Source organism: Flavobacterium sp. FlaQc-49 (genome assembly GCF_044005985.1).
GTDB lineage: Bacteria > Bacteroidota > Bacteroidia > Flavobacteriales > Flavobacteriaceae > Flavobacterium > Flavobacterium cupriresistens.
This window is the reverse complement of the sequence record NZ_JBIPCS010000004.1, coordinates 419,223-441,774: the sequence shown is the minus strand read 5'-3', so window position 1 is coordinate 441,774 and position 22,552 is coordinate 419,223. Positions and strand designations below refer to the sequence as shown.

Genomic DNA, 22,552 nt, shown 5'->3' with positions numbered 1-22,552 from the left:
AAATGGTGGATAACGTAGAAAAAGTGAGGTCTATAGTTGACAAAAAACATATTTCGTCTGAAGGTCGGTGTGGTTTACCTATTCCGGATCTTCAGATAGAATCCAATATATCCAATGAAGATTTAAAGGTAATACTACGTAAATTGTATGACGACAAATACATAAAAGTCCGTGAAGGATTGAACGGAAAACTAATTTTTAAGAAAACCTTATAAATCAAAAAAGCCTACTCAAAAGTAGGCTTCTTCGCGACTGGGAAAGTCGAACCAAACGAAAATGGTATTTTATTTATTTTTTAAAGCAATTTGCTCGTTGATCCATTTCAAATCGTTCTTCTTAAGATTTGCTACATCTTTTCCAAACAATTCTTTATACTGCGCCTGCGCTCTTGACAAATCATTACCTTCAAGTTCTGCATCTGAAGTTCCAGATCCTAAGTTTTTAGCACCATACTCTTTTTCAATTTCAGCACGGATTTCCGCTTCTGATTTTACTGGAGTAAGTGAAGCTTTATATCTTTCAATTGCTTCTTCGGCAATTTCTGCTTCTGATTTAGTTGGAGCAGCATTCGAAGTTGTTACAGGAGTAATGTTAGTTGCTTCCGCTTTTGGAGTATTCAAAGCATCTAATTTTGTTCCTATTTGTTGCAAAATTAAATTACTTTCATCGTCACTAACACAAAGCTTTTCGGTTAATTTTTGAATACCGTTTTCGCCAACTGCAAGTTTAAGAATTTCAAATTGATTATCATCATTCCAAACCACTGCTGTTCTTGTAGCATTATCAGTTACAATTCCTGAATAAAATGCTAAAGCTGCTAAATATTTTGTCTGGTAATTATCTGCTTCAAGAGCTTTAATAATTACTTCTGGATCCTTAGTTGCTTTTTCTTTTAATTCAGCTTTTGCTTTAACAGCCGACCATCCGTGAGCATCAATTTTGAAAACAACTAAAGCCATTGCTTTAATTTTAAGATCATCTGTTTCTTTGATCAATTCAAAAGCTCTTTCAACTTTGTCAAGTGCTTGTAACTTCTCTTCAGACAACATATCTTCGTTGTGAATTTTATAATGCAAATTGAAAAAAGGATGTGCTTTCAAATATCCAATTAAGGCAGTATTATCAACACTTACTTCAATTTCTGTAGCAGGATCAGTTAGAATGTCATTATACATAAAAATAACTTCCTCAGCTTTAATATCTGAAGTTTGATCTTCCACAAAATAACTATCCGAACCCGGGAAATAATTAATTAATTTTCTTCCCTTACCTGGTTTAACGGAGAAACCTCCGCTAATAGACCATGAAGCAGGAGTTCTGCCTTCTGTTAGTCTAAAAATAACTGTTTTTTGATTACTCATTTCGTTTTTATTTAAAAAAAAGCTAGAGAGTTTGCACCCTCTAGCTTTCTAGGTTTATGCGCCAGTATAGTAAGCACCTCTACGTCCTACGAAGAAGGCATTAGCACCAACAACTTGGTTTGTACTTTCGTTCAAAAGTTGCATAGTCATTTTATCATCTTCTTGCTCAGTTCCACCAAGGCCAAAAATCTTAACTCTTCTTTTTCTGTTTACATTAGCTTTTACTCTATTGTAAATAGACAAGTAAGGTTTTTGTGATGTACTTTCATCTTCCGGATTTTGAACTGTCATTTTACCCATTGGAACACCGAAGTAAGCGATACCAGTAGTATCAAATTTACCGCCAGACATTAAAGTAGGATCATCCAATAATCTCCAAGATGTAAAGTGGAAAGTGATTCCGCTTACATAAATTGAAGTAAAGTCTAAGGCCAAAGCCATTTCTTTATCATTGTTAAACGTACCGTAATTTGCTCCATTAAGGAAAGATGCATTTACTCCAGCGCAGATTGCGTTGAAATAATTCATTTGCTCGTGGTTACACCAGAATGTATATTCAGTACAATCAGTTTGTAACTTGATTCTTTTTGCAATGCTTTGTAAAGCTGCCAAAGTATCAATATAGTTATTAGAGATATTACCAAACTTCTCGCAAGTTGGAATAATACCACTCATACCCTGAGTTACACCCGCAACAGTAGAATCGGCACCGGCATCTGCTCTTTCGTGGAAAAACTGAGTTAACTCAACAATGTTGTCAAACAATGTATTAGTTCTTTCCATTTCAGTATTACACCATCTTGGACCATCTGGCGTATCTAACCAAATTGTATGAGCCATATCACTTTCAGAAACGTCATAACGTTCTTTTGTGATGTGTGAGAAATTTTCGAATTTCTTAGGGTTCCAAGTTCTTCCTTTTACAAAAGATTTAGATCCTTTATCCCATCTGTTAGCAAAGTCAGCTACAATATCAACCGTTCCGGCGAAATTGTAAACTCCTGCCTTATCATTCAATGCAACGAAAACCGTAGAAGACGTGATTGATTGAACATAAGCCTGAGCTTCTTTTACACCATCAGAAATTTTGATAACCATATTTGGTCTCAAATTGTGAGCAGTTGGTGAAGTAAAAACATTACCTACTACAGCAACATTTTTAAGTTTGTTATGTAAGCGATTCATTTCCATGTGCTGAACAACGTCAGAAGCATAGGTTTTTTCTCCTGCTAAAAGAGAAAGTAAGCCTGTGATACTTCCCTTGCCATTGGCATAGTGAAGTTCTTTAATAAGTTCAGGCATGTATTGCATGGCATAATCATACAACGTGATGAAATTAGCATTAGTAGCTAATACTCCACCTGGTTGATCAATTACCGCAACACCAGTAAGATTATTGGTTTTTAAATCGAAGGCCATAATTTCTAAGGTTTTATCTGTTGAATAATTCTTTGATAGGAACTATTTTCACACCTGGTTTTCCAGTTTGACCCGGAATTAGAGTAGTGTCTAAGTTCACATTATTACCAACTTTCATTATTTCTTCGACTGCCTGCGCTCTTACCTTGTGGGCAATGGCGCCAACTTCTTTTTCCCAGTTTTCCGGATTCATTCGCCACACAGCCTTTGCAAAAGCTTGGTGATCAAATCCTTTTTCGGATCTAAATAGATTTGCGACTGTTTGATCTAAATCAGATGCCAAAGAGACCATGCCCTTTTTATCGTCTGCATCATGTTCATATTCAAAAGTCAAAACCTCTTCTTGACCCGCGTTATCAATCTTGATACTCAAAGAAGTTGGAGCAACACTGTTCACTGCAACTTTTATGTCTTCTTGGTAAGCTTGATGTATTTTTAAATGGTTTTCATAAACCGTTTTATCTATTTTAACACCATTATCTAAAGTGATCGTTTCGACTTCTTCAGTAGTTGGTTTTTCTTTTACAACTGGAGTTTTGTATTTCTCCTGCTCAGCCAAAAGATTGGCTTTATAATCTTTTGTAAATAAGTTGACTTTTCTAATTTCCAGTTCAGTTAAATCATCCAAACCATCAATATCAACACCCGTTTTTTCTTCGATATAAGAGACTAAATCTTCTCTTGATAACCCCGCACCTAATTCGTGCTCTGCTTTCGCAATTGCTAAATTTTTTACAGGAATATCATTAATGTTTTCCTGAAGCTTCAAATAATCCTGAAGTCCTCGCCCAGTTTCTTTTTTGAAATCTAAAAAGCTTCTGGCTTCAGCATCTTCAAGAATATCTTTATAAGGATTAACCTCAACAGTTTTTTCGACAAACAAATCATCAATTGAACCGAATTCTTTACCTCCAGATCTAGTTTTTAAATAATTTGTAACTAAATCATCATTCAATTCAGGAGTAACTACTTCAGCAGGAATAACAACCTCTTCAGGGTTAGAACTTCCTTCTCCACCAAGATTTTCAGTGTTAATTACTTCCTCAATTACTTCTTCATTATTTGCTTCAGTACTCATAATATAGATTTTCGTTATAGTCAAAGCAAATGTAATAAATAATATTTATTTAATACAAATAATTTACACTAATAGTATAAAAAAATCATAAAAAAAAGAGTCAGATTTTAAGTCTGACTCTTTTAATATAGTTTTCTGTATTTCGTTACGTAATTTTATCCGGGAGTTTGGAACAATAAGTAGAGTTCTTGGGCAGCTCCTTTTGGATGTTTTTACTTTTAAAATTATATAAGTACGACTCCTGTTTAAACCGATGCTGATATATGGACTCTGTAGCTTGTGGCGACAAAACATCCTTATTTAAAAGGACTTCAACAGCAACAATTTCGAAATTTACCTTTACAATTGATTTCTCAATAGCTGGCTTCTCGGGTTTCGATTTATGTGCCACGCTAAAAGCGGTAGCAGAAAAAGCAAAACTAAACACCAATAACAACGTCAATAGTTTTTTCATTTTGATAAAAAATTAGATTAATATTTAATTGAAATCAAATTTACATTATTAGTATCAATAATTGATACTAATTTGGAAATAAATTTTCAACATTAAATTCATTTTCGAAATCTATAGGACCAGAATCATCTTTTCTCTGCGAAATCATCTTAGAATTTTGCGTAGCCTGGCGATCTAACCGAATATCTTTTGCCTCTTCTTTATATTTATCAGAATCAAGTTTATTATTAACTTTCATTTGTTCTAAATAAACATCCTGTTGAAATTCTTTATCTTTTACAGGAGCTTCGATAGATTGAAGTTGTTGAGCTTCATTCAAGCGAATCGAAGATAATTTTGCTTCCTTGTCAATATCAATTTGAGATTTAACAACATATTCCTGTGTTTTTGCCTGCGAAGCAGCCTGTGCTGCCGCAATATCATTTTGGCTTTTTTCTTTTGCCATAATAGATTGTTCTTCCAATCTTTGTTTGATACGTTTTCTGCGACGATATTTCAAATATTCATTAGCCAATTTAATATTGGTTCTCGCGATTCGTTGAGCTTCCATTTTATCCTCTACATCAATAGTACCTTCCTTCATAGCAATTCCTAAATCAATTGCCAATTCCTCTAATTCTTTTTGAGCCGGAACCATTTCTACAGAAAATCCAAATTCATGCAAGCTTCGATCAGCCAAAACTTCAATTGCATCAACATGTTGTTTTCCAACTGCATTTTCGTAAATTCTTCTAAGATATCCTGATTTATCATATTTGAAAATAGAATGTAATCTTGATGAAATTACCTCAGCCACACGTTTATTGAAATAAGTTGCTGCATCAACGATATGTTGAGTAGCGGTATTACTTGCCAATTGTGCCATTTGATTAACTCCAAGTAATGCATCTGCAGGCAAAGAACCATCACGTGCGGGATTTATACCGGTTACATCACGGATTAAATTATAATAGAACGCCCAGGTATTTAATAAAGGAGTTAATGCGCTTCCTTGTGAGTTTGCAATAGGTCTTGCTCCAGCTCCATCCTTCATACCCATATCACCCATATCAATTCTTTGAGAAATGATAACACCTTTTGCACTTAATAAATTTAAAGCTTCCTGCCAATTTTCTTTTTTAGCATCACCTTCACCCGTACCTAAATCAGCTAATTGGTCCAAATCGATATTAATCAAATCCGGTTTTAATTCAGCAACTAATTGTTGGATTTTTAAGTGCTCACGTTGTAATTGCTTACACATAGGTTCAATATCCCCTAAAAACGAATGCAATTCATTATCATAAATATTTGTCGCAACTGTAATAAAAGGAGACTGTGCTTTGTTTTGATCGTCACGAACCAAGTTCTCACATTCTTTATATCCATAAATTTGCTCAGTTCCTACAACATAATTTCCTTCATACCAAGTATCCAATACTTTTGAAGATTTTAATTCGCTTGTGTTCTCTGCAGTATTAAACTCGTCATTTCTGCGACTAATTTTTGTAACCTGGCCTTTTTTATTTACCGAAGTTTTATAAGCAATTGTTTTGGTAGACTTATAAGCAAAACGCATAACATGGATACGTAAATCCAAAATGCTGCTCATTGCACAAGTTTTAAAATTGATGCTAGAATAAGCTGAAGTGGATGTTGTCGAATTTGCTGATCTTGCAATCTTTCTCAATGTTTCATCATCAAAACCACTCTCTCTCTTAATATCATTTATAGAAATTGTATCAACAACAAAATCATAAGTTTTATCCTTAAAGTTGTTTTTTCTAACATAGCTATGTCCATAGTTTTCCGGATCAACATAATCTACTCGGACACCATCATTCTTATCAGTATATACTCTTCCAACTGCAATTCCAATTTCTACTAAATCAGAATTTTTAGATTTCTCAGTTGACTCCCAATCACTGGATTTTTTTACATAATCAATCATGATTTCTTCCGCGATTTCAATGCGAGGACGATCTTTAATTTCCATGTATAGATTCAATTCCTCTTCGTCTTCCGGAACAAAACCTTTTGGCATTAAATCGATACCTAAAATTGCATTGGCTTTTTCAAGCATTGGCTTAGCGTACATGGCCGTTTTAAACGCGTTTAATCTGTCTTGTTTTAGCTTAATGGCAGTTGCATCAAAAGCACGTATATCCAAATTATAATATCTATCCTGAATTCCATTTGATACGATTTTGCAAAATTTCTGAGGAATATTAAGCATAGTCCAGTCAAGATTGATATAATCCAATTCGCCTTTATTTCTGGCAAACAAATTTTTATATTCCTGAGTATCACCTTTAGCACGGACAAACAATCTTTTATTTCTAATCCATTGTCTTCTTGTCATAAATTGACATGAAGTGCTGGAGATACCTCCATTGAACCATTCCTGATCGATGAATTTCGCCATGGACAATCCATAAGCATCAGTTATTTTTTCTGAATCAGGTGCCAGAGGATCAGGTATTTTAAATACGGATAGTTTCTTTACAGTACTCATGTCTTTTAATTTTTTGCGGTTGATAGATTACCTGAATTGTTATATTTTGTGAACGGATTACCTCTTCGTTTTGGTGGTATCGGTTTTGTTTCTATTTTCTGATTTCCTACTAATGACAATGACGAACTAATGTATGCATCGAAATTTGTCCTGTTATCTAAATCCACTTTTTGCCATTGAGTAACAGTTCTGGTAAAAACCATATTTCCAATTGTACCTTTTGGTCGATTAGTATCTTCCATTGCAATTCCAACATGATCCTCTATATAAGAATTCACAACATTAGCCTGCGCTGTACCAATTTTTGCATTTTGAGCTGGACAGCCGCCAAATTCTAATTCAGTAGGAATTAAATCGGCAAAGTTTTTAAAAGGGTTATTCATGCTGAAATGTCGATATCCCCTGTTTTTAATCATTCTTAAAAACTCGTAATTCGATAATTCACAAAGCATTGGCATGGAGAAATACACCATAGCCATCAAAACATCTTCAAAAAACATTTCTATTTTTGGTGCTCTATCTAAGTATTCCAGAATAAAAGTGTTATTTGGTAAAGCACTTGTATTCATTTTTGTGCTTAAATGAATAGCACCCCTTGATCCTTTTGTTGCAGATTTTGTAACGTTATAAGGGTCAACTCCAAAGCATCCAATATGTGTTGCTATTGGTGCCCAGGCTAAAACTCCATTTATATATTTCTTTTCTTTTTTATTTCTGAATTCTTCAGGTGGATGGCATCCTTTTTTTATCCAAAAACGACCATTCGGGTCCGGATTCCATTTTACATTTCCGTCAGCAATTCCATTTTCCCATGAAAAATTTCCAGTTTCTATTTCATCCGGCATCATCTCATGTTCATTGTGAAAAACCTGCTCTGCCAATTTTATAGAGTTAAAAGCACAGTTCCCGGATTCATCACGAAAAGCATCATAAACGGTATCTGGAAACTGACGTTTGTGCTCGTTCAATTTTTCCGGATCGCCACTTAATGATTCTGCTTTATTTTTTAGGAAAGTTCGAGAACCAACTTTTGTTATTTTACCTTCATCAGTTCTAACCTCAGTCGTTGGATCTTCAATAATTGTAAATCCATATTCATCAAACATCCCTTCTAAACAATATTCAGCTGCAATAAAAATTCTATATAACCCGGAAGTTGTTTGTCCGTTTCCGTCTCTTTTTTCTACATCACTATCATTCCAAATTGATTCGTAAGCATCTCCACCTTTGTTTTTAGCATTCACTGTAGAAACAACCATTGATTTCCCTGTGATTCTAATACCTTTTGTATGTGAAGTTTTTACAATGTACCAGTACTTATCAAATGGAACATCCGGTGGATATTTACCACTTTCATCCAAAAGAGATCTGAAAATAGCATCACCATCCATGGCGTTTATTTCCGTATTATGCCAAGAAATAGACGAACCTAAACCATCATCACTAACAATTTCATTCTTCGCTCTTCGCTTAGTTGGAACATCTAAAATCAATTCTTTTTTAGGTGTATTGGTTCCATCCCATAATGGCTGAAAGAAACAAGGCAAACGTTTAAATCCTTTGATTAAACGATTGAAAATCTTTTTTGAATCGTCTCCTTTCTTTGAAACTATTCCAAGAATTTTATCTTCATTTATAGTTCCGGATTCAAGCAATTCGACAACCGCCAAATAAGAAGCTCCAATACGTCTGTTTTTAACGTATTGCATGCCGAAGCATCTGTCGTCTGCTTTACATGCTTCCCAAAAAATCATTAATTCGTTTTGAATAACCCTGAAATTTGGATATTCAGTTTCTTCACGTACCCACTGAACACCATAATAGTAAGTACCAGGAATATAAACCGGAAAACCTTTTACATAAATCCACAATCCTTTTTCCCTTCTATCGTATTCAGTCTCTATATAATCAGCATGTTTTTCATAAAGAGAATTTAGGTATCTGGCTGCCTTATCAGATTTCTCTTTTTCGGTTCCCGTTTGTTTTCTGTTCCAATTTGAAATAGATAAATCAGTAAGCTCTTCAACCAATTCTTCTCGCCTGAATTTTTGATTTTCCGCTGTTTTATCATTATTTAAAATGAATTCTTTTTCGGGTTGCTGAGGCAATCCAATATTAATTCCACTGATATTATAAATTTCTCCCAGAGTTCCATCTTTTGAAATAATAACAACATCAATAGATGCATCATAGCCATAATCCCAAGACTTTGCCTTGTTTCTGGCTAGACGAACTTTGTTGTCTATTAAATCATCAACTTTATCTCCTAAGTAAAATATCATTGTTTGTCTTTTTGGGCGTATTTTTTAGTTGGATTTCTATTAATTATTGGCTTATCATCTTTTACTTCCTCTTCTACTTTTGACTGTAATGCAAATAATTCTGGAGCGTTCAACTCCATTTCAAGCATATTAATCTTGATCATCATTGCATCTGCATTATCAAGAGCGTGATTTCTCACATTTATAAATGAAAACATCTGTTGTTCGGCAGTTATAATTGTTTTTTCGTTTCCTTCATTGTCTAGTTGTTTATCAACAAAGACCGGTAAAGGTTTGGCTACTGCATCAAAAATTAGGTCAACCAATTTTTGATATTTAGCTACTAAATCAGGAATAGATTTTCTCCTGCTTGCCTGTAATTTTGCATTTTCATCCATAACGCTTTTACTAATAGTATCATTTATTTGTACTGAATTAGACATAAGAAATCTATCGTTTTAAGTTTAAAATAGATTTTTTTATACCGACGACACCAAAATCAAGACCATTGACCCTCATGTACTCTGCAGAAAATATATCTCCTTTCTTATTCTGAAAATCAATATCGAACTTATATACTCCACGATCTAAATCGGTATTAATTCCAAGTGAAGCACCAATCAAAACTCTTAAGTATGTTTCTTTAGCAGCAGCTTCAACCTCTCGCTCTTTTAACTCGTAAGTTGGCGTAAGTTCCTGGACTTCTCCGCGGACTAATCCGTCAATCTTCAGTTTTAAATATTTGTCCTCTGACTTATATGAAAATGAATTTATTTCAATTGCCTTGCCATATGCTTTTGATTTGAGCGAATCACTTTTTAATTTTTCGAAATCAGCTTTTAGTTGCACATTTTCAGCAAGCAATTTTTTATTTAAAGGATTTTCTACATAAACCAGTCCGTCTTTTTTTACTTCAGAAATTGGTGTCTGTTTTATTTCAAGCGGTTTTGATTCCGGTTTTTTAGATTCCAGTTTTCCAACAACTGCAGGAACCATGACTTTAACGGTAGTTACATCATTTGAGCATCCGTTAAACCATAATAGCAAAATAAATAACGGCCAGCCTAAAAGTTTGAAAAACTCTTTTATTCCCGGGTTTAATAAATTGATTTGCATAATATTATTTTTAAGATTCGTTTTCTGAAATAGCTCCGGATGCAGCTAATTTTATTACTCGTACATTATCAGGTTGAGCAACTTTCCACTTGGTTCTCCTGATCCCAATACATCGTTCTTTTCTTATTCTGGTAATACATACCATATCTGATTGATTTCCTCCCAAAACATGATAGGAACTACTGTCTTCGCCAACATAAAATCCAACATGACCGCCTCCATCTCTAACAAAAACCAAAATATCACCTAACATGGCAACTGTTTGTTTTGTACCGAAATTTGTCCAGTTTCTAGCCCACAAAGGATCTTTCACTCCGTCTACTCCTGCAACTTTACATACATAAGCCACAAATAAACCACACCATGGAATATCATCTTTACGATAGGTTTTTTCTAAACCTAATGCTTCGGCCCATTTAAGGATTGTAATATTATCTCCCTGTCCAGGAACTTCTTTTATCCCCAAAAGTTTAAGTGCCTCAACAATTACTTTTGGAGATTTCTCGTTTTTTAACCAACTATAAATATTTGCCATGACTATTCTTCTTTTTTAGTTTCTTTAGCGATATCTTTTACTCCAACAAATAAATTCCTTATTCCTTTCGGTATATTCAAACCGCACTTTGGCAAGTTTTCCCAGAAAATCGAGAATATTTCATTTGCACAAAAAAGAAGTAAGAATACTGTAGTTATATCTATCTGTGCGTCTGTTACCGATTTAACAGAAATATTTTTCAACATAAAAGTTTGCTGGAATTTTAATACTAATATTGGAAAACCAGCATACACGATACCTTTAACAAAACACTTCTTAAATTTATCACTCGAAAATCCTTGTGATTGTCCAAAAAAATATTTTCCATCTGGAGCAGTTTTTTTCCATTCAAAATATGAAGCAGATAGACCCGAAAATAAATCTGCAGTAAAAAGCCAAACCAAAATCCAAACCACGTCATAAAAATCTACAACGGGAGATAAAGCGATTACTGGAACTGCAGTAAATATGACAACAGGCTTTTTAAAAAATAAAACCATGAGAGAAAATTTTGGGAACGCGAATGTTAGTAGGTTTTTCATTTTTTTAATTATTTATGAGATTATGTAAGTCTTGTTTTATGGTAACCAGTAACTGATTCAATATATGTTTCGCCTATCTGCACAATTCCACCGGCAGCTGCTGCAGCATCATTCGCATAGGTTAGTAAGTTTGCCGTAGATATTCCGAAAGGAGTAATATTGCTGTTTTTAATACCAATATTGTTTACGAAATAAGCTTTTGAAGATGTTTCAGTGATATTAGGGAATGTTACAGAAGTAGTTGTTGCATCAATTACACCATTTACTTTAGCATAACAGTTTACAACTTGTAATGATTTATCATTGGTGAAATTTGCTGGTGCGAAATCACATATTTTAGAGCCAGTCGCAACTTGTAAATTTAGATCAATATAAAATCTATTTGAGAATACAGTAGCAGTGCCTTTTTTAAATAAAGTTCCAGCTCCACCAAATCCAATAACATTACTATTTGTTAGTTTAAATCCACTCCAGTTGCCTTCTAATATCAAACCATCTGATAATCCGTACAAGCCACATGTTGTTCCAGTAAACTGTCTATAGCCAGATAAAGTGCCTAATGAAGATCCAGTTACTCCTTGAAAATTAACATCATTTAATTCTATTGCATGAGTTCCTGTGGAATCTGTAAGATTAAAAACTGTTCCTACTCCTGGCATATAGCTTATATCTCTTGTGACAAAATATCCACTATTACCCGCTGGACTTGAAAAAATACTTTGTCCTGCAACATTTTTGCTAATAGATGATGCATTGAATCCATAACCAACTATTGTCAAACCTCCAGATGGCACTTCTATAAACTCACCAGTTAAAAGAATTATTGATCCATCGATTATATATGTAGTTAACGAATCTAATGTTCTATTCAATAGGTCTTTCTTTGATCGTATTACAACCTCTTTCGACTTTTCTTTAAAACTTAATGATTCCTTAATGTATTTACAATAAGTACCAAAAGAAGTTGCGTTAGTAACTGCTAAACCATAATCATGTATAATAACCGATCTATCAGGATTAGTGACGCCTTCGTAAGTAATTAGATCATTCGTTGTAATTTCCTGAGTAAAATTATTAGACCCTTTTAAGAATAGTAAATTAGGATCAGTTACTTGTGCTGCTACATTAGCTCCAACATATTTTTTGAATAGATTTGTAGATACAGTTACATTTGAGTTTATAAATTCAAGAGAACCACCTTTTATGATTTGAATATCATTTATTTTTCCGTTAAAACTTTCAAAAGTTCTTTTTGTAGCCACATTTGTAGCCACGGCAAACAAAACAGTATCGAGAGTTCCAGTTATTCTAGCGGTATTTGATAAGTTAATTACACATGTACTATTTATTGATCCGTAGAACTCTACTTTTACACAAAATGGTAAAAAATTTGTAGCAGAACTTATATTTCCTATTTTTAAATAACCTAAGCTAGATGTTCCCGCCGAAGTTCCTGCCGAATTTCCTACTATGTTTTTAATTTCCATAAATGACCCTGCCAAACTCGGACCTACTAAAGTCTGACTGTTATTACAGATATAAGTATTAACCGTAACGTTAGCTACTCCGGGGATAGCGAAACCTTGTGTTAGTTGAGCGGTATCATAAATAGTTCCGAATTCTATAATAGATCCAGGCCTAGCAACACAAGACGAAAAAAATGTTTGAGTAGTTCTTGATCTCCATTCAAGAGTATTTATATACCCAATTAGAGATATAAGGGTTCCATTAAACTCTTTATTACCTACATAAGTGCAAAGTATTGATATGTTTTTATTATCGAAATACCAAAAACTTGCTATTCCGCCAGTTAAATCAAAAACCTGTGTTACGTGAGTTACACCGTCAGATTCCATGCAATTTGTAAAATCTAACGTTACAGGCTTATAAGCCACAAATCTTAAGTTTCGAACTAATATTTTTCTTCTGACTGGAACAGTACCTCCAGTTATATAAATTGTGTAAGTTTCACCTGTTGTAACAGGTAAGGAACTTAATAATTTTTCTATTGTTTTAAATGGCTTTTTACTGTTTTCTATAACAGCTGTCACATCATTTCCATTTGTAATATCCAAAAACGCTGATAACGGCACCAATGGATCTATAGATAAAAGCTTTTGTGTTGGATTAAATGAAACACCTTCAAACCTAACATAATCTTTAATTTTGAATCTTTCAGTTCCAAAAATATCCTGAATAGATATTTCTTTATCAATTGGTGTTGGATCGCTAACAACATTTCCGAAAACATTAATAAAAGAAACAGGAACACCAATTGTTCCTACTGGAATATCTGGTCTTTGAGCAACGGTTAAACTTTCAGTTCCTACAAGTTTTACAAGTACATTATCTGATCTAAAATAAATCAAATCCACCCTTTTATAATCTGTAGTAGCTACATCAATAGTAGTTACAAGTTGAGCAGGATTTGTTCTAATTGTTTTAGAAATTAAAGCCTGATATTGTGCTGCTGGATACGTAAATGTATTAACAACACGCGTTGGAGGAACAGCAGAAATTAATGTGTCTGGTTGAAAAATATTATCAATATCAGTTTTTAGATCTCCTGCGTTTCCAGTATAGGTTCCTTTGTCAAGTTTTCCATTTAATCCAACAATTGCAGCATCAACAGTTAAGTATTTTTGTCCTGTACCATCAGGAACTAAAGAATTTTGTTTATTGGTTTTATCCTCTTTTCCGGAAACGTCAAACATTCCTCCGAGATTATCCCAAACAGTTCCCGTCCATGCCCAGTTTATATCAGTATCTAACGCATTCCATACATCACCAACAACTCTTCCAGATGTTGGTAGGTCTGCATAAGTATTTACATTTCCTTTGTACTTATAAACAGATGAAACCTTGCTATCAACTTCAGGTTTTGTATAATAATTTGTATCTAAGTCCGTAACTACAGCATCGATTTCGTTTTTTAGATCTTGGCCGGTTCCCGAGTAACCACCATGATTTAATTTTGTATCTAATTCTGCTTCGATATCTGTAATTTCAGACATCCATTCTTTTGTTTCCCAATAGATACTATAAACTAATTCATCTGCAAATTCTCCAATATATAGATCATTGTAAGGTTCAACTTCAAAAATAAAATAATCACCTTGATCATCTATTGAAGTTACTTTAAAAGTAAAGAAATTGTTTGGATCACTTGGATTAGCTACTCCAAGATATAAGTTATCAAGATCAATTAAAAACTCGAATAGAACTGTCAAATCATAATTACCTAAAGTTCTTTTGTTAAAAATTAAACTAGAAAAATTATTAACATTAGTTTCATTATTATTGGTAAACATTGCACCTGGAGTAGTAAAATCTACATCAGGTGTTGGTTCACTAAAGAACTGATATTGAATTACATTTACTCCATTTACTCCATTTATAAGATTAATAATGGACTGCAAAGAGAAATTTTTAGTTTTCCCATTAATGTCTTTACTACCAATAAGGTAATCAAGTAGAGAAGGTAAATTCTCTAATGCATAAATGAGTTTATTATTAATCTTTGCCATAGCGAATCTATAATTGAAATCTATTGAAAAACAAAGATAATAGAAAATATTTATATTAGTACAAGTTTTTTATATTTGTAGTATAAATAAATGATACCAAATGAAACGAAAACCGGTAAAAGAATTGCTGTCAAAAGACACTGTTGACACAATGAAGGAGCAAAATATAAAAGTCAAGCACGCCTATAATGGAAAATCACGAAATCCAAAGTATTGTAAAGTGCTGCATGTTGAGTTTTTTACTGGATATGATCTACTTGAAATTCTAATTGTAGCTAGGCCATACATCCAAAAAAGATATAATATTGATCAAGGACTATTGGAACTTTTGCTTTATTTATCTCCAAAACAGTTTTTTACCCAAAAAGATTATGCAGAAATGCCTAAGCAATTTAAGTATTGCTCAATAAAGAATTTAATGGATACCGGCTTTATAGGAATTTTGCAAAAAGGAGAAAATCTAAGTAAGCATATTTATCATGTAAACAGACAAGGCTCTGAATTAGTTCGACATTTCTATGAAATACTTTCCGGAGAAAAGAAAATACCTGAAGATTATAACAATCCATTGGCCCGAAAGAAAACAAGAACACCATTCGATAAAAAGAAAATGGATTTAATCGCTGCGCTTAATCAACTTCCGGCTCCTGAAAAGAAGAAGGCTTTATACCGCTAAGTAAGCCATGGCGCAACTTATTGATTGGTTCTTTATTTATTCGTTCTAAAATCTCACGCAAAACCTTCGCGCGCTGTTCCTCTGATCCTCTGAAAAAGAAAACCGGACTAACCTGATATAAACCACGACCTTTAACCTTTGAAATTAAATGATGTTTGGCCAGGTTTGAAAAACATCTGTGAATTGTAGTTTCAGAATAAGTATCCTGACCTATTTTCTTTAACAGTCCATTGAATTTATTCCTGGTAAGTGCGCTATTGGAAATATAATTGTAATCATCCATTTCCTCAGTAACAAAATCTAAAAATATCCTTTCCGATTTTGAAAGTCGCATAAGCAATGGCAAAGAATTGTAATACCTTTTGGTAAAAGCAGCTTCAATAGATACAGACGAAAATTTAAGAAGCTCCAAATTTTCATTGTAGCTTCTTGAAACGTCTTTTCTTAAGTATGATATTACCTTTTTTTTTTCATTATAGGATTCTTGGCTTTATTCTAACTTTTTCAATTGAAGGACTATTGTCTACCCACACAACACCTTTTGTGTTTAAGAACTCTAATGCTTGTTTACATCTATTTTGATCTATTTCTCTATGTGGAAAACATTCTAAATCGAGAATAAATATATGTCCTTTATTTTTACCTTTCTTTTGATACTTGATCAACTTTTTTATACGAGCTCGTCTTATTGTACACATAATTCTGCCTTTAAATTACCACCATTTATCCTTACTTATTTTCCGCATCTTTTTGCCGTATTTTATGAATCTGTAAATGAATGCATAATCGTGGCAAACAAACTTATTTCCAATCCAACCGAAATTATCTCTTTTCAAATCCGTGAAAAAATCCGGAACATATCGTGGCCTTACTTTTTCCGGCTTATCGTAGGTGCGCTCCATGACCAAAAGCCTACCGTTTGGACTAATCCATTTTACCGGAGCAAACCAATCCTTTACCCACGCTAACGGACCAGTAAGCCCTTTTACTTCATCCCATAGCAAATATTCAACCATGTTATGTCCATCATTACCGGGTTCCACCTTAATCACGTATTTTGGATCTAAATTGTAAACAAATGTTGTTCTACTTGCACCTTCACCAAGTCTTTCACCGCATAGGCATAATACCAAGTCAGCAGACAAGTCTTGCCAAGACAAAAAATTAGTAGTTTCCTGTAGATTATTTAGTTTATTGGACAATCTCATAACTTACTTAAAAATTCAAAAAGCTTTTTATTCCAACGGGCATCATCTAAAGCATTATGCTCATTTTCTTGATTTGGATAGTTAGGAAGTTTTTTAATGTCATTCGCTAAATTTCCTTGAAAAATTGATAGTCCGAATCTCTTTTCTTGAATTTCATCAAGCATCTGTTTAAGATCCCGGCAATACATTGGAAAACCATCTGGTAAGTCCATCATCTTTCCGAAAATCCAACAGAAAGCAACCCAATCGTAATCCGCGTAGTAAGCATAGAATTCGGGATTTCCTCTTACAGAATCAATTCCTGCAACAAGATTTCCATCTATTTGTGTAACGAATACTTCATCACTGCAAAATTTTAATATTTCTTCAGCAATTTCCTTATTAGTTTTTCCGTATTTACTAATTAAAGCTTTTAAACTTTTGAAAGAAAAATAATGATCATATCCTCCAGCATTTACATCTTGGAAAAACTGCTCTGTTTGCTTATTGGACAGTCCTGAGCAATCATCTGCTTTAAAAAACAATTCTCTCCAAATTGGTAGCAATACGTTTTCACGAATCCAATAGTTTTTCTTTTCAATAGTAAAGAATCCTTCCGGATCTGGTTGCCAAACAACCTCTCCATTGTCAACTACTCCGTCAAGCCATATATAACTACCTTTCTCTAATTTGGCACCATCTGATCTATTCCACGCCTCATTCAAATTAAAATCCTTTGAAATAGCGTAATACTCTCGGCGATCTTCGGCGACAATTCCAATCGAAATTAAATCAATTGTAGGTGGAGTTTGTTTTCTGAATAATGATATTGGAAAAACCTCCTGTTGTGGTCCTTCTAAAAATTCGGTGTCTATGAAATATTTCATAATTCGTTTGTTACGTTAAAACCAAATTCATCTAACAATGGTTTATTTGCTGGAATAAATAAACTGCTTAATCCTTTGACCCATTTTTCATGACCTTTTTCAAAAACATCAAAAAAATGGTTATGGTTAGGCAAACCAGTGCCCATAATAACCATCTTTCCCAATGACTTATTTTCAAGTATTGGTTTACAGTTATCAGGTAATTTTGAATAATCAATATATTGATCATCCGGCGATGGGTGTCCATACAAAGCGATATTCAATAAAGAAATATCTATAGGTCTACCACTTAATTTACTTTCTTTAGGCTTAACCTTTAAACCATTACTAAACAAAAGTTTTAATTTTATTTTTCCTTGTACTGTGTAAAACAATGTAATGTAGTAATACTTTGATTTTTCTAAAATTGCTTTTTTTAAAGAAGAAAAGAGACTATCTGATTCAAAATAAATATCACGTCCTTCATGAGTCGAAAATCTTATTAGATATTTCATTATTTCTTAAGATTACGTTTTACAGTTTTTCCTTTATTACAATTACAATTCTCGCATTTGCAAGGCTTCTTACTCACTGAATTTACAATTTCAGCATATTGACCGTTCTTCCAAAATGTGATCGCTCCGCCTACAGAAGTCCATATCTCAGCCTCTTTGTCGTATTCAAATTCAGTAATTCCTGTAACATCAATATTGATTTGATTTGTAATACATGTTACGGTTTTGGCGCTGGAGAACTGATCTCTAACAGCCTGAAGGTTTGGTTTTTTATTTGACATAAATTTTTATTTAAACATTCTACGAACATATTCTGCAACCAAAACAGCATCTACCATTCCTTCGTTGTGGTTTATTGAGGATCCACCTTTGTTTGTGACTTTAAAGTTCTCCGCCGGCCAAAGATTAACTGCAGCCATAATTGAAGTAGCTTTTGTATCGTTAGTTTTTCCGTCAACTTTCTTTTGAGTTTTGACATGTTTCCAACATTCCTTTTGCCATTCCTTTGGTTTAATCAAAATAAATGGAACTTTCAATCCAAGCATCATTCCTTCAATCAAACCAACGCAATGTGATAATGAAGCAACCGCACTTTTACCAATACCAAAAATGATATCCGGATTCTCCAAGCCAATTTTATGATATGGATATTTTGTCAGGATAGAAACTATTCCTTGACGATCATATTCTTTACCAATGAGCGGCGTACCAATTTTTTCAACAACATTTGAGTTTTCGTCGATTACTACGAACGCACCTTGTTTGCCTGGATCAATTCCTAGATAATATTTCATAATTCGTATTTTACTTTTTTCTGTTTCAATAACCACTCAGGAGCAGTCAAATAATATTCAGGAAGACGATCCTTAACTTCTACTTTTTCAAGCGTACAGAGCGACTTTGTAAACCATTCAAGTCGGCCAGCGGAATGCATTCCTTTTTCTTTGTCAATATGAAAATCAACTAAAACACCGTAACTTTTAGGAGTTTCTGCATGGTTTCCAACTCTTACGGTGTAATTAGGCATATCTAGGAATCTAATTTATCTAACTCAACCTGGCGATTCAAAAACTTCGTCGGGTCCGCATCGTACTCGTCAATAATCTGATTCAAGTAAAATGAAGAACTCGGCATTTTCATCGCGAACTTTTTAGTGAAGTTGTCAATCGAATTGAAGACATTAATCAGCATTTCCTGTTCGGCACCATAAGCCTTACTTAAAAGTTTCTTAGCTTTTCTTTCAAGCGCCTTATTTGTTTTTTTGATTAAATTGTCCAGATAGTTATCGTATTCCGGAGTACCTTTCAAAAGATCATTGGCTTCCAGTGCAAGTTGATTCAAAATCATTGCGTTTAAGACCTTACTTTGATATTCCAAGATATGCGAAGGCAATGGAACTTCTTTCCATGAATCGTTTCCTGCTTCATAGAAATGAAACGAACAGTCGTTTACTTGCTGAAGCAATTGAATGATTGGAATGGTAGTAAGCTGTTCTCTACCGCAAAGCGATAAATAAACGTTCGCCAAGTCTTTCGGCAGCACTTTATAAAAGAAGCCATTTGGATGGCCCACAACACCATGAAGCAGATCTTCAATCTTCCATTCATGCGTTTTAATAATTTCGTTATCAGTATTTGAATTTTCTAACTGATTGATACTTTCGTTTGTGTTCATTTTTTCCCTTTTGTTTTTTGTGATCTAATTTTACTTTCTTTGACTTCTTTGATGCAATAGTACCTATGTGAAAGAAACCACATTGGTCGCATGGATATATTTGTGCATTCTTATTATTAGTATCATGCTCTAATGAATATTCAGCTCCAAGAAGTGTTTTATGCTGAACCTTCCCGGCACAGCTTTTAATAAATCTGGTAGAGCATGCCATAGGTTTGATATTACATTACAAATGATTTCTTTTGATCGTCAATCAATGGATGCGTAGAAGTCAAATGTTTATTTCCGTTGTAAGATGCCGCAACTGCTTCTTCCCATGATATTACTTTATCCTTAGTCAATTGATCCCATAAATCATCAATAGTGATTACTTCCTGCTCTCCCATCTTACCAAAGTTTAAGCAGAACATGTAATGCTCAATGTCACAATGACCGTGTACTCTAGGAAAATGTAACTGTAGAAATGAAACGATTGCATTTATAAGAATGCTGTTGTCATAGGTATTAATTCCGTCAGAATTGAATACTTCTGAAATAGTGATAGCATTTGATCTATCTTTAAGAGTTTGCAATCTAATGGCTTCTATTAGCGCAACAAAAGCCTCTTTAGTAATTCTTTCCATTATTCTTTCGTTTTGATATCACAAATATAATTAATTTGTACTAATAGTATCAAAATATTACACCAAATTACCAGCTACCGACATCAAAGTTATCACTGAGTGGTAACTTCAAATCAAATAAAAAATCATAACGCTTTGTTTTTAAACAAGTTAACCCTTAAAAACAACGAATAAATCATATAGTAATTACTTTGAGTAACTTTTAGTTTTCGGATATTCCAAACTTTTAATCGATTTTAACATCAATTAATATCGAAAACAATCATTTTGTAATCCACTTCTTATAGTTCTTATTTGATTATTAATCCGGATATTAATTCAATCAAGGAAGAATCATACAGCAGCACTCATAAATCTTATTTGATCTTTATTTGATAATCCATTAAAAATTATAAAAATTTATTATATATTCTCTTTGTTAGGAGGGTATAGGGGTAAAGTCGCGGTCTGGGCGTTTCGGAAACTCGATTCATTTGGGGTATGGGGGTCGATTTTGGTCAGTCGTTAAATAATTTTTTGGCTTTTTGTTTTGTATCGCCTGTCCATCTGTTTAAGGTTTTACTATCTTACTGTGTTCCTACTTAGGTCACACTAATACTGTGCGAACCCTTACTATCAAAGGAAAGTTTTAAATCTATACTATTTTATCCCGACAATACACACGACCACTACGAAACTGATCTATAATTATACTATTTCGAAAGTCCTGGCCTCTGAGCTTTCGATATTTGAAAACAATCTTAACATTGTCCGGAATATCGAACACCATCACAGCGTAAAAGTGCGTTTACGTCTGCCCTCGTTACTCTTACAGCAAAATCAAAAAAATATAATCGTATATAAATAAAAGTATTGATCAATTGAGTTGAAGTATTGAACTGTCATAATTGTTTGACTGTTGGTTTATTGATTGAGTATATTATACTGATTTGATTGTGTCAATTGATTAGTTGTTTTGATTGGTGATATACTTTGACGAAAAAAAAAAGTGATATTCTTTATAGATATAGCATGCCGAAAAAAAAAAAAAAAAGATTTCACTTTGTCGAAAAAAAAAGATCATTTGATTGTGTTGAAAAATAACTATAAGTAAAACCTATTGATTCAGGTGTTACTATCGATATTTAGTATTAAAACATAGTGCAAATACTGGTATCAATTGTTTGTACTATTAGTACAATGTACTATATTTGTAGTACACAAAAGGGAGGTAGTTTACTTCTTTCAGTTTGTAGGAAATGTAGGAAATCGGGTCGGGCGGTTCCAATGGCGAGACAACAGCCAGTTAACAAAGTTGCGGACTGGAAAACAGGATAAAGCGGGTTCGGTACACTCTCCGGTAATACGGCAGTACTCGTCTTAACTAAATAGGTATAAGGCGTAAAAACTGTAACAGCGTGTGTGCGCTGTCTGACGATGGCTGAAAACAGCCGAAACAGTTAATCTAACATGTATGTATCATGAGCAATCCTCAATTATTAAAAGAAGTACAAACGCTTCAATCTAATTTTAAATCGGGTGTAGTATCAATTAATGAAGCTGTCGCCCGTTTATCTGCTTTGGCTACGGAATCGGGGCAGTTGTTCAGTGATTTATACAATGCGTTTGATTCTGCCGAGCCTGCACTTATTATTAACATGGTTTAATCCTTTCAATTATGGTACACTATTGCGAAACACATAAACTTTATGTCCTGTTGGGCGTTGGTTTCGATTTGTCCTGCTATTCATTAGTAGGATTACAAGAGCAAGCTAAGAAGCTTTACAACTACGATGTTTTAACTGTTTTAAATTAATTAGGTTATGATACCAACAACTATTTTAATCACGAACACGGTTAGCAAAGTGGTTAGTGAGAAGGATTTCAAAAGCAAAATCAAAGCTAAAAAATACATTGATGCAATGAACCACTATAACAAGGTTCATTCAATGACTAACGAATATTACATGTATAAATAATTTAAACTTATCTGTTATGAAAAAGATTTTAATTGTTGCATTTGCGGTTGGTGTTATCGCATTAGGTTTTGTTGTCCGTGAGATTCAAGATTTAAACTTTGAACAGCGTTTAGAGCGAATGAACGCACACATTAAGTATTTACACGATGAAGAGGGTTACTCTTGGGAATCTGCCCGTAAAATAGGCGCTGTAGAGGCTGGATTTATTCCAATGGATAAAGAATATAATTCTTTGATAGAAGATTAAAAAGAGGCGCTTAATTGCG

Annotated in this window: 25 protein-coding genes; 5 read left to right on the top strand and 20 right to left on the bottom strand. The window is 33.6% G+C overall.

The window, feature by feature from the left end; all coding sequences use genetic code 11:
• Positions 1–2: 2 nt before the first annotated feature.
• Entirely contained in the window at positions 3–215 is a 213-nt protein-coding gene (locus ACHRV3_RS11675; protein ID WP_395434793.1) for a hypothetical protein, read from the top strand.
• A 69-nt stretch (positions 216–284) separates the two neighbouring features.
• Here the strand turns inward: ACHRV3_RS11675 and ACHRV3_RS11670 are convergent, their stop codons facing one another.
• From ACHRV3_RS11670 to ACHRV3_RS11620, 11 genes are all read right to left on the bottom strand, one after another.
• Positions 285–1,361: a hypothetical protein gene (locus ACHRV3_RS11670; protein ID WP_395434792.1), complete on the bottom strand. Its 1,077-nt coding sequence runs from the start codon at positions 1,359–1,361 to the stop codon at positions 285–287.
• A 54-nt stretch (positions 1,362–1,415) separates the two neighbouring features.
• Positions 1,416–2,780 (bottom strand): hypothetical protein, encoded by a 1,365-nt coding sequence (locus ACHRV3_RS11665; RefSeq protein ID WP_395434791.1) that lies wholly within the window; start codon positions 2,778–2,780, stop codon positions 1,416–1,418.
• A 13-nt stretch (positions 2,781–2,793) separates the two neighbouring features.
• Positions 2,794–3,858, bottom strand: a complete 1,065-nt coding sequence (locus ACHRV3_RS11660) for a hypothetical protein (protein WP_395434789.1) — start codon at positions 3,856–3,858, stop codon at positions 2,794–2,796.
• 145 nt (positions 3,859–4,003) lie between these two features.
• Positions 4,004–4,312 carry a hypothetical protein gene (locus tag ACHRV3_RS11655; protein ID WP_395434788.1) on the bottom strand — a complete coding sequence of 103 codons (309 nt, stop codon included), beginning with the start codon at positions 4,310–4,312 and terminating at the stop codon, positions 4,004–4,006.
• Positions 4,313–4,379: 67 nt separating this feature from the next.
• Positions 4,380–6,806 (bottom strand): hypothetical protein, encoded by a 2,427-nt coding sequence (locus ACHRV3_RS11650; RefSeq protein WP_395434787.1) that lies wholly within the window; start codon positions 6,804–6,806, stop codon positions 4,380–4,382.
• A gap of 5 nt (positions 6,807–6,811) precedes the next feature.
• Positions 6,812–9,088: a hypothetical protein gene (locus ACHRV3_RS11645; RefSeq protein ID WP_395434786.1), complete on the bottom strand. Its 2,277-nt coding sequence runs from the start codon at positions 9,086–9,088 to the stop codon at positions 6,812–6,814.
• Positions 9,085–9,510, bottom strand: a complete 426-nt coding sequence (locus tag ACHRV3_RS11640) for a hypothetical protein (protein ID WP_395434785.1) — start codon at positions 9,508–9,510, stop codon at positions 9,085–9,087. Before ACHRV3_RS11640 ends, ACHRV3_RS11645 begins: the two co-directional genes overlap by 4 nt.
• A gap of 7 nt (positions 9,511–9,517) precedes the next feature.
• The gene (locus ACHRV3_RS11635; protein ID WP_395434784.1) at positions 9,518–10,183 is read right to left on the bottom strand and encodes a hypothetical protein; all 666 of its coding nucleotides are present in this window, start codon (positions 10,181–10,183) and stop codon (positions 9,518–9,520) included.
• Between the two features lie 10 nt (positions 10,184–10,193).
• Positions 10,194–10,718, bottom strand: coding sequence for a TIGR02594 family protein (locus tag ACHRV3_RS11630; protein ID WP_395434783.1), 525 nt, complete (start codon positions 10,716–10,718; stop codon positions 10,194–10,196).
• 2 nt (positions 10,719–10,720) lie between these two features.
• A complete protein-coding gene (locus ACHRV3_RS11625; protein WP_395434782.1) occupies positions 10,721–11,260 on the bottom strand; it encodes a phage holin family protein in 540 nt (179 codons plus the stop codon).
• Positions 11,261–11,280: 20 nt separating this feature from the next.
• Entirely contained in the window at positions 11,281–14,787 is a 3,507-nt protein-coding gene (locus ACHRV3_RS11620; protein WP_395434781.1) for a hypothetical protein, read from the bottom strand.
• A 100-nt stretch (positions 14,788–14,887) separates the two neighbouring features.
• On the opposite strand from ACHRV3_RS11620, the gene ACHRV3_RS11615 reads away from it, so the two are divergent.
• Positions 14,888–15,463 (top strand): hypothetical protein, encoded by a 576-nt coding sequence (locus ACHRV3_RS11615; protein WP_395434780.1) that lies wholly within the window; start codon positions 14,888–14,890, stop codon positions 15,461–15,463.
• Here ACHRV3_RS11615 and ACHRV3_RS11610 read toward each other — a convergent pair.
• The 9 genes from ACHRV3_RS11610 to ACHRV3_RS11570 form a co-directional block, all read right to left on the bottom strand.
• Complete coding sequence (locus ACHRV3_RS11610; RefSeq protein WP_395434778.1) at positions 15,417–15,875, bottom strand: hypothetical protein; 459 nt, start codon at positions 15,873–15,875, stop codon at positions 15,417–15,419. The genes ACHRV3_RS11615 and ACHRV3_RS11610 overlap by 47 nt on opposite strands.
• Positions 15,876–16,176: 301 nt before the next feature.
• Entirely contained in the window at positions 16,177–16,671 is a 495-nt protein-coding gene (locus ACHRV3_RS11605; protein WP_395434777.1) for a hypothetical protein, read from the bottom strand.
• Positions 16,668–17,537, bottom strand: a complete 870-nt coding sequence (locus ACHRV3_RS11600; protein ID WP_395434776.1) for a hypothetical protein — start codon at positions 17,535–17,537, stop codon at positions 16,668–16,670. Before ACHRV3_RS11600 ends, ACHRV3_RS11605 begins: the two co-directional genes overlap by 4 nt.
• On the bottom strand, positions 17,534–18,031 hold the full coding sequence (locus ACHRV3_RS11595; RefSeq protein WP_395434775.1) for a hypothetical protein: 498 nt from the start codon (positions 18,029–18,031) through the stop codon (positions 17,534–17,536). The genes ACHRV3_RS11600 and ACHRV3_RS11595 overlap by 4 nt, the downstream gene beginning before the upstream one ends.
• Entirely contained in the window at positions 18,031–18,312 is a 282-nt protein-coding gene (locus tag ACHRV3_RS11590; protein ID WP_395434774.1) for a hypothetical protein, read from the bottom strand. The genes ACHRV3_RS11595 and ACHRV3_RS11590 overlap by 1 nt, the downstream gene beginning before the upstream one ends.
• 6 nt (positions 18,313–18,318) lie before the next feature.
• Positions 18,319–18,825, bottom strand: a complete 507-nt coding sequence (locus ACHRV3_RS11585) for a hypothetical protein (protein WP_395434772.1) — start codon at positions 18,823–18,825, stop codon at positions 18,319–18,321.
• The gene (locus ACHRV3_RS11580) at positions 18,822–19,058 is read right to left on the bottom strand and encodes a hypothetical protein (RefSeq protein WP_395434771.1); all 237 of its coding nucleotides are present in this window, start codon (positions 19,056–19,058) and stop codon (positions 18,822–18,824) included. The genes ACHRV3_RS11585 and ACHRV3_RS11580 overlap by 4 nt, the downstream gene beginning before the upstream one ends.
• A 2-nt stretch (positions 19,059–19,060) precedes the next feature.
• Positions 19,061–19,705: a hypothetical protein gene (locus tag ACHRV3_RS11575; protein ID WP_395434770.1), complete on the bottom strand. Its 645-nt coding sequence runs from the start codon at positions 19,703–19,705 to the stop codon at positions 19,061–19,063.
• A 221-nt stretch (positions 19,706–19,926) separates the two neighbouring features.
• Complete coding sequence (locus ACHRV3_RS11570) at positions 19,927–20,328, bottom strand: hypothetical protein (protein WP_395434769.1); 402 nt, start codon at positions 20,326–20,328, stop codon at positions 19,927–19,929.
• Between the two features lie 1,460 nt (positions 20,329–21,788).
• Between ACHRV3_RS11570 and ACHRV3_RS11565 the strand changes: the two genes are divergently transcribed.
• The 3 genes from ACHRV3_RS11565 to ACHRV3_RS11555 all read left to right on the top strand — a co-directional run bounded on the left by ACHRV3_RS11565 (position 21,789) and on the right by ACHRV3_RS11555 (position 22,533).
• Positions 21,789–21,974, top strand: coding sequence for a hypothetical protein (locus ACHRV3_RS11565; RefSeq protein WP_395434768.1), 186 nt, complete (start codon positions 21,789–21,791; stop codon positions 21,972–21,974).
• A gap of 156 nt (positions 21,975–22,130) precedes the next feature.
• Positions 22,131–22,286 (top strand): hypothetical protein, encoded by a 156-nt coding sequence (locus ACHRV3_RS11560; RefSeq protein WP_395434767.1) that lies wholly within the window; start codon positions 22,131–22,133, stop codon positions 22,284–22,286.
• A gap of 16 nt (positions 22,287–22,302) precedes the next feature.
• A complete protein-coding gene (locus tag ACHRV3_RS11555; RefSeq protein ID WP_395434766.1) occupies positions 22,303–22,533 on the top strand; it encodes a hypothetical protein in 231 nt (76 codons plus the stop codon).
• The last annotated feature ends 19 nt before the right edge of the window (positions 22,534–22,552 follow it).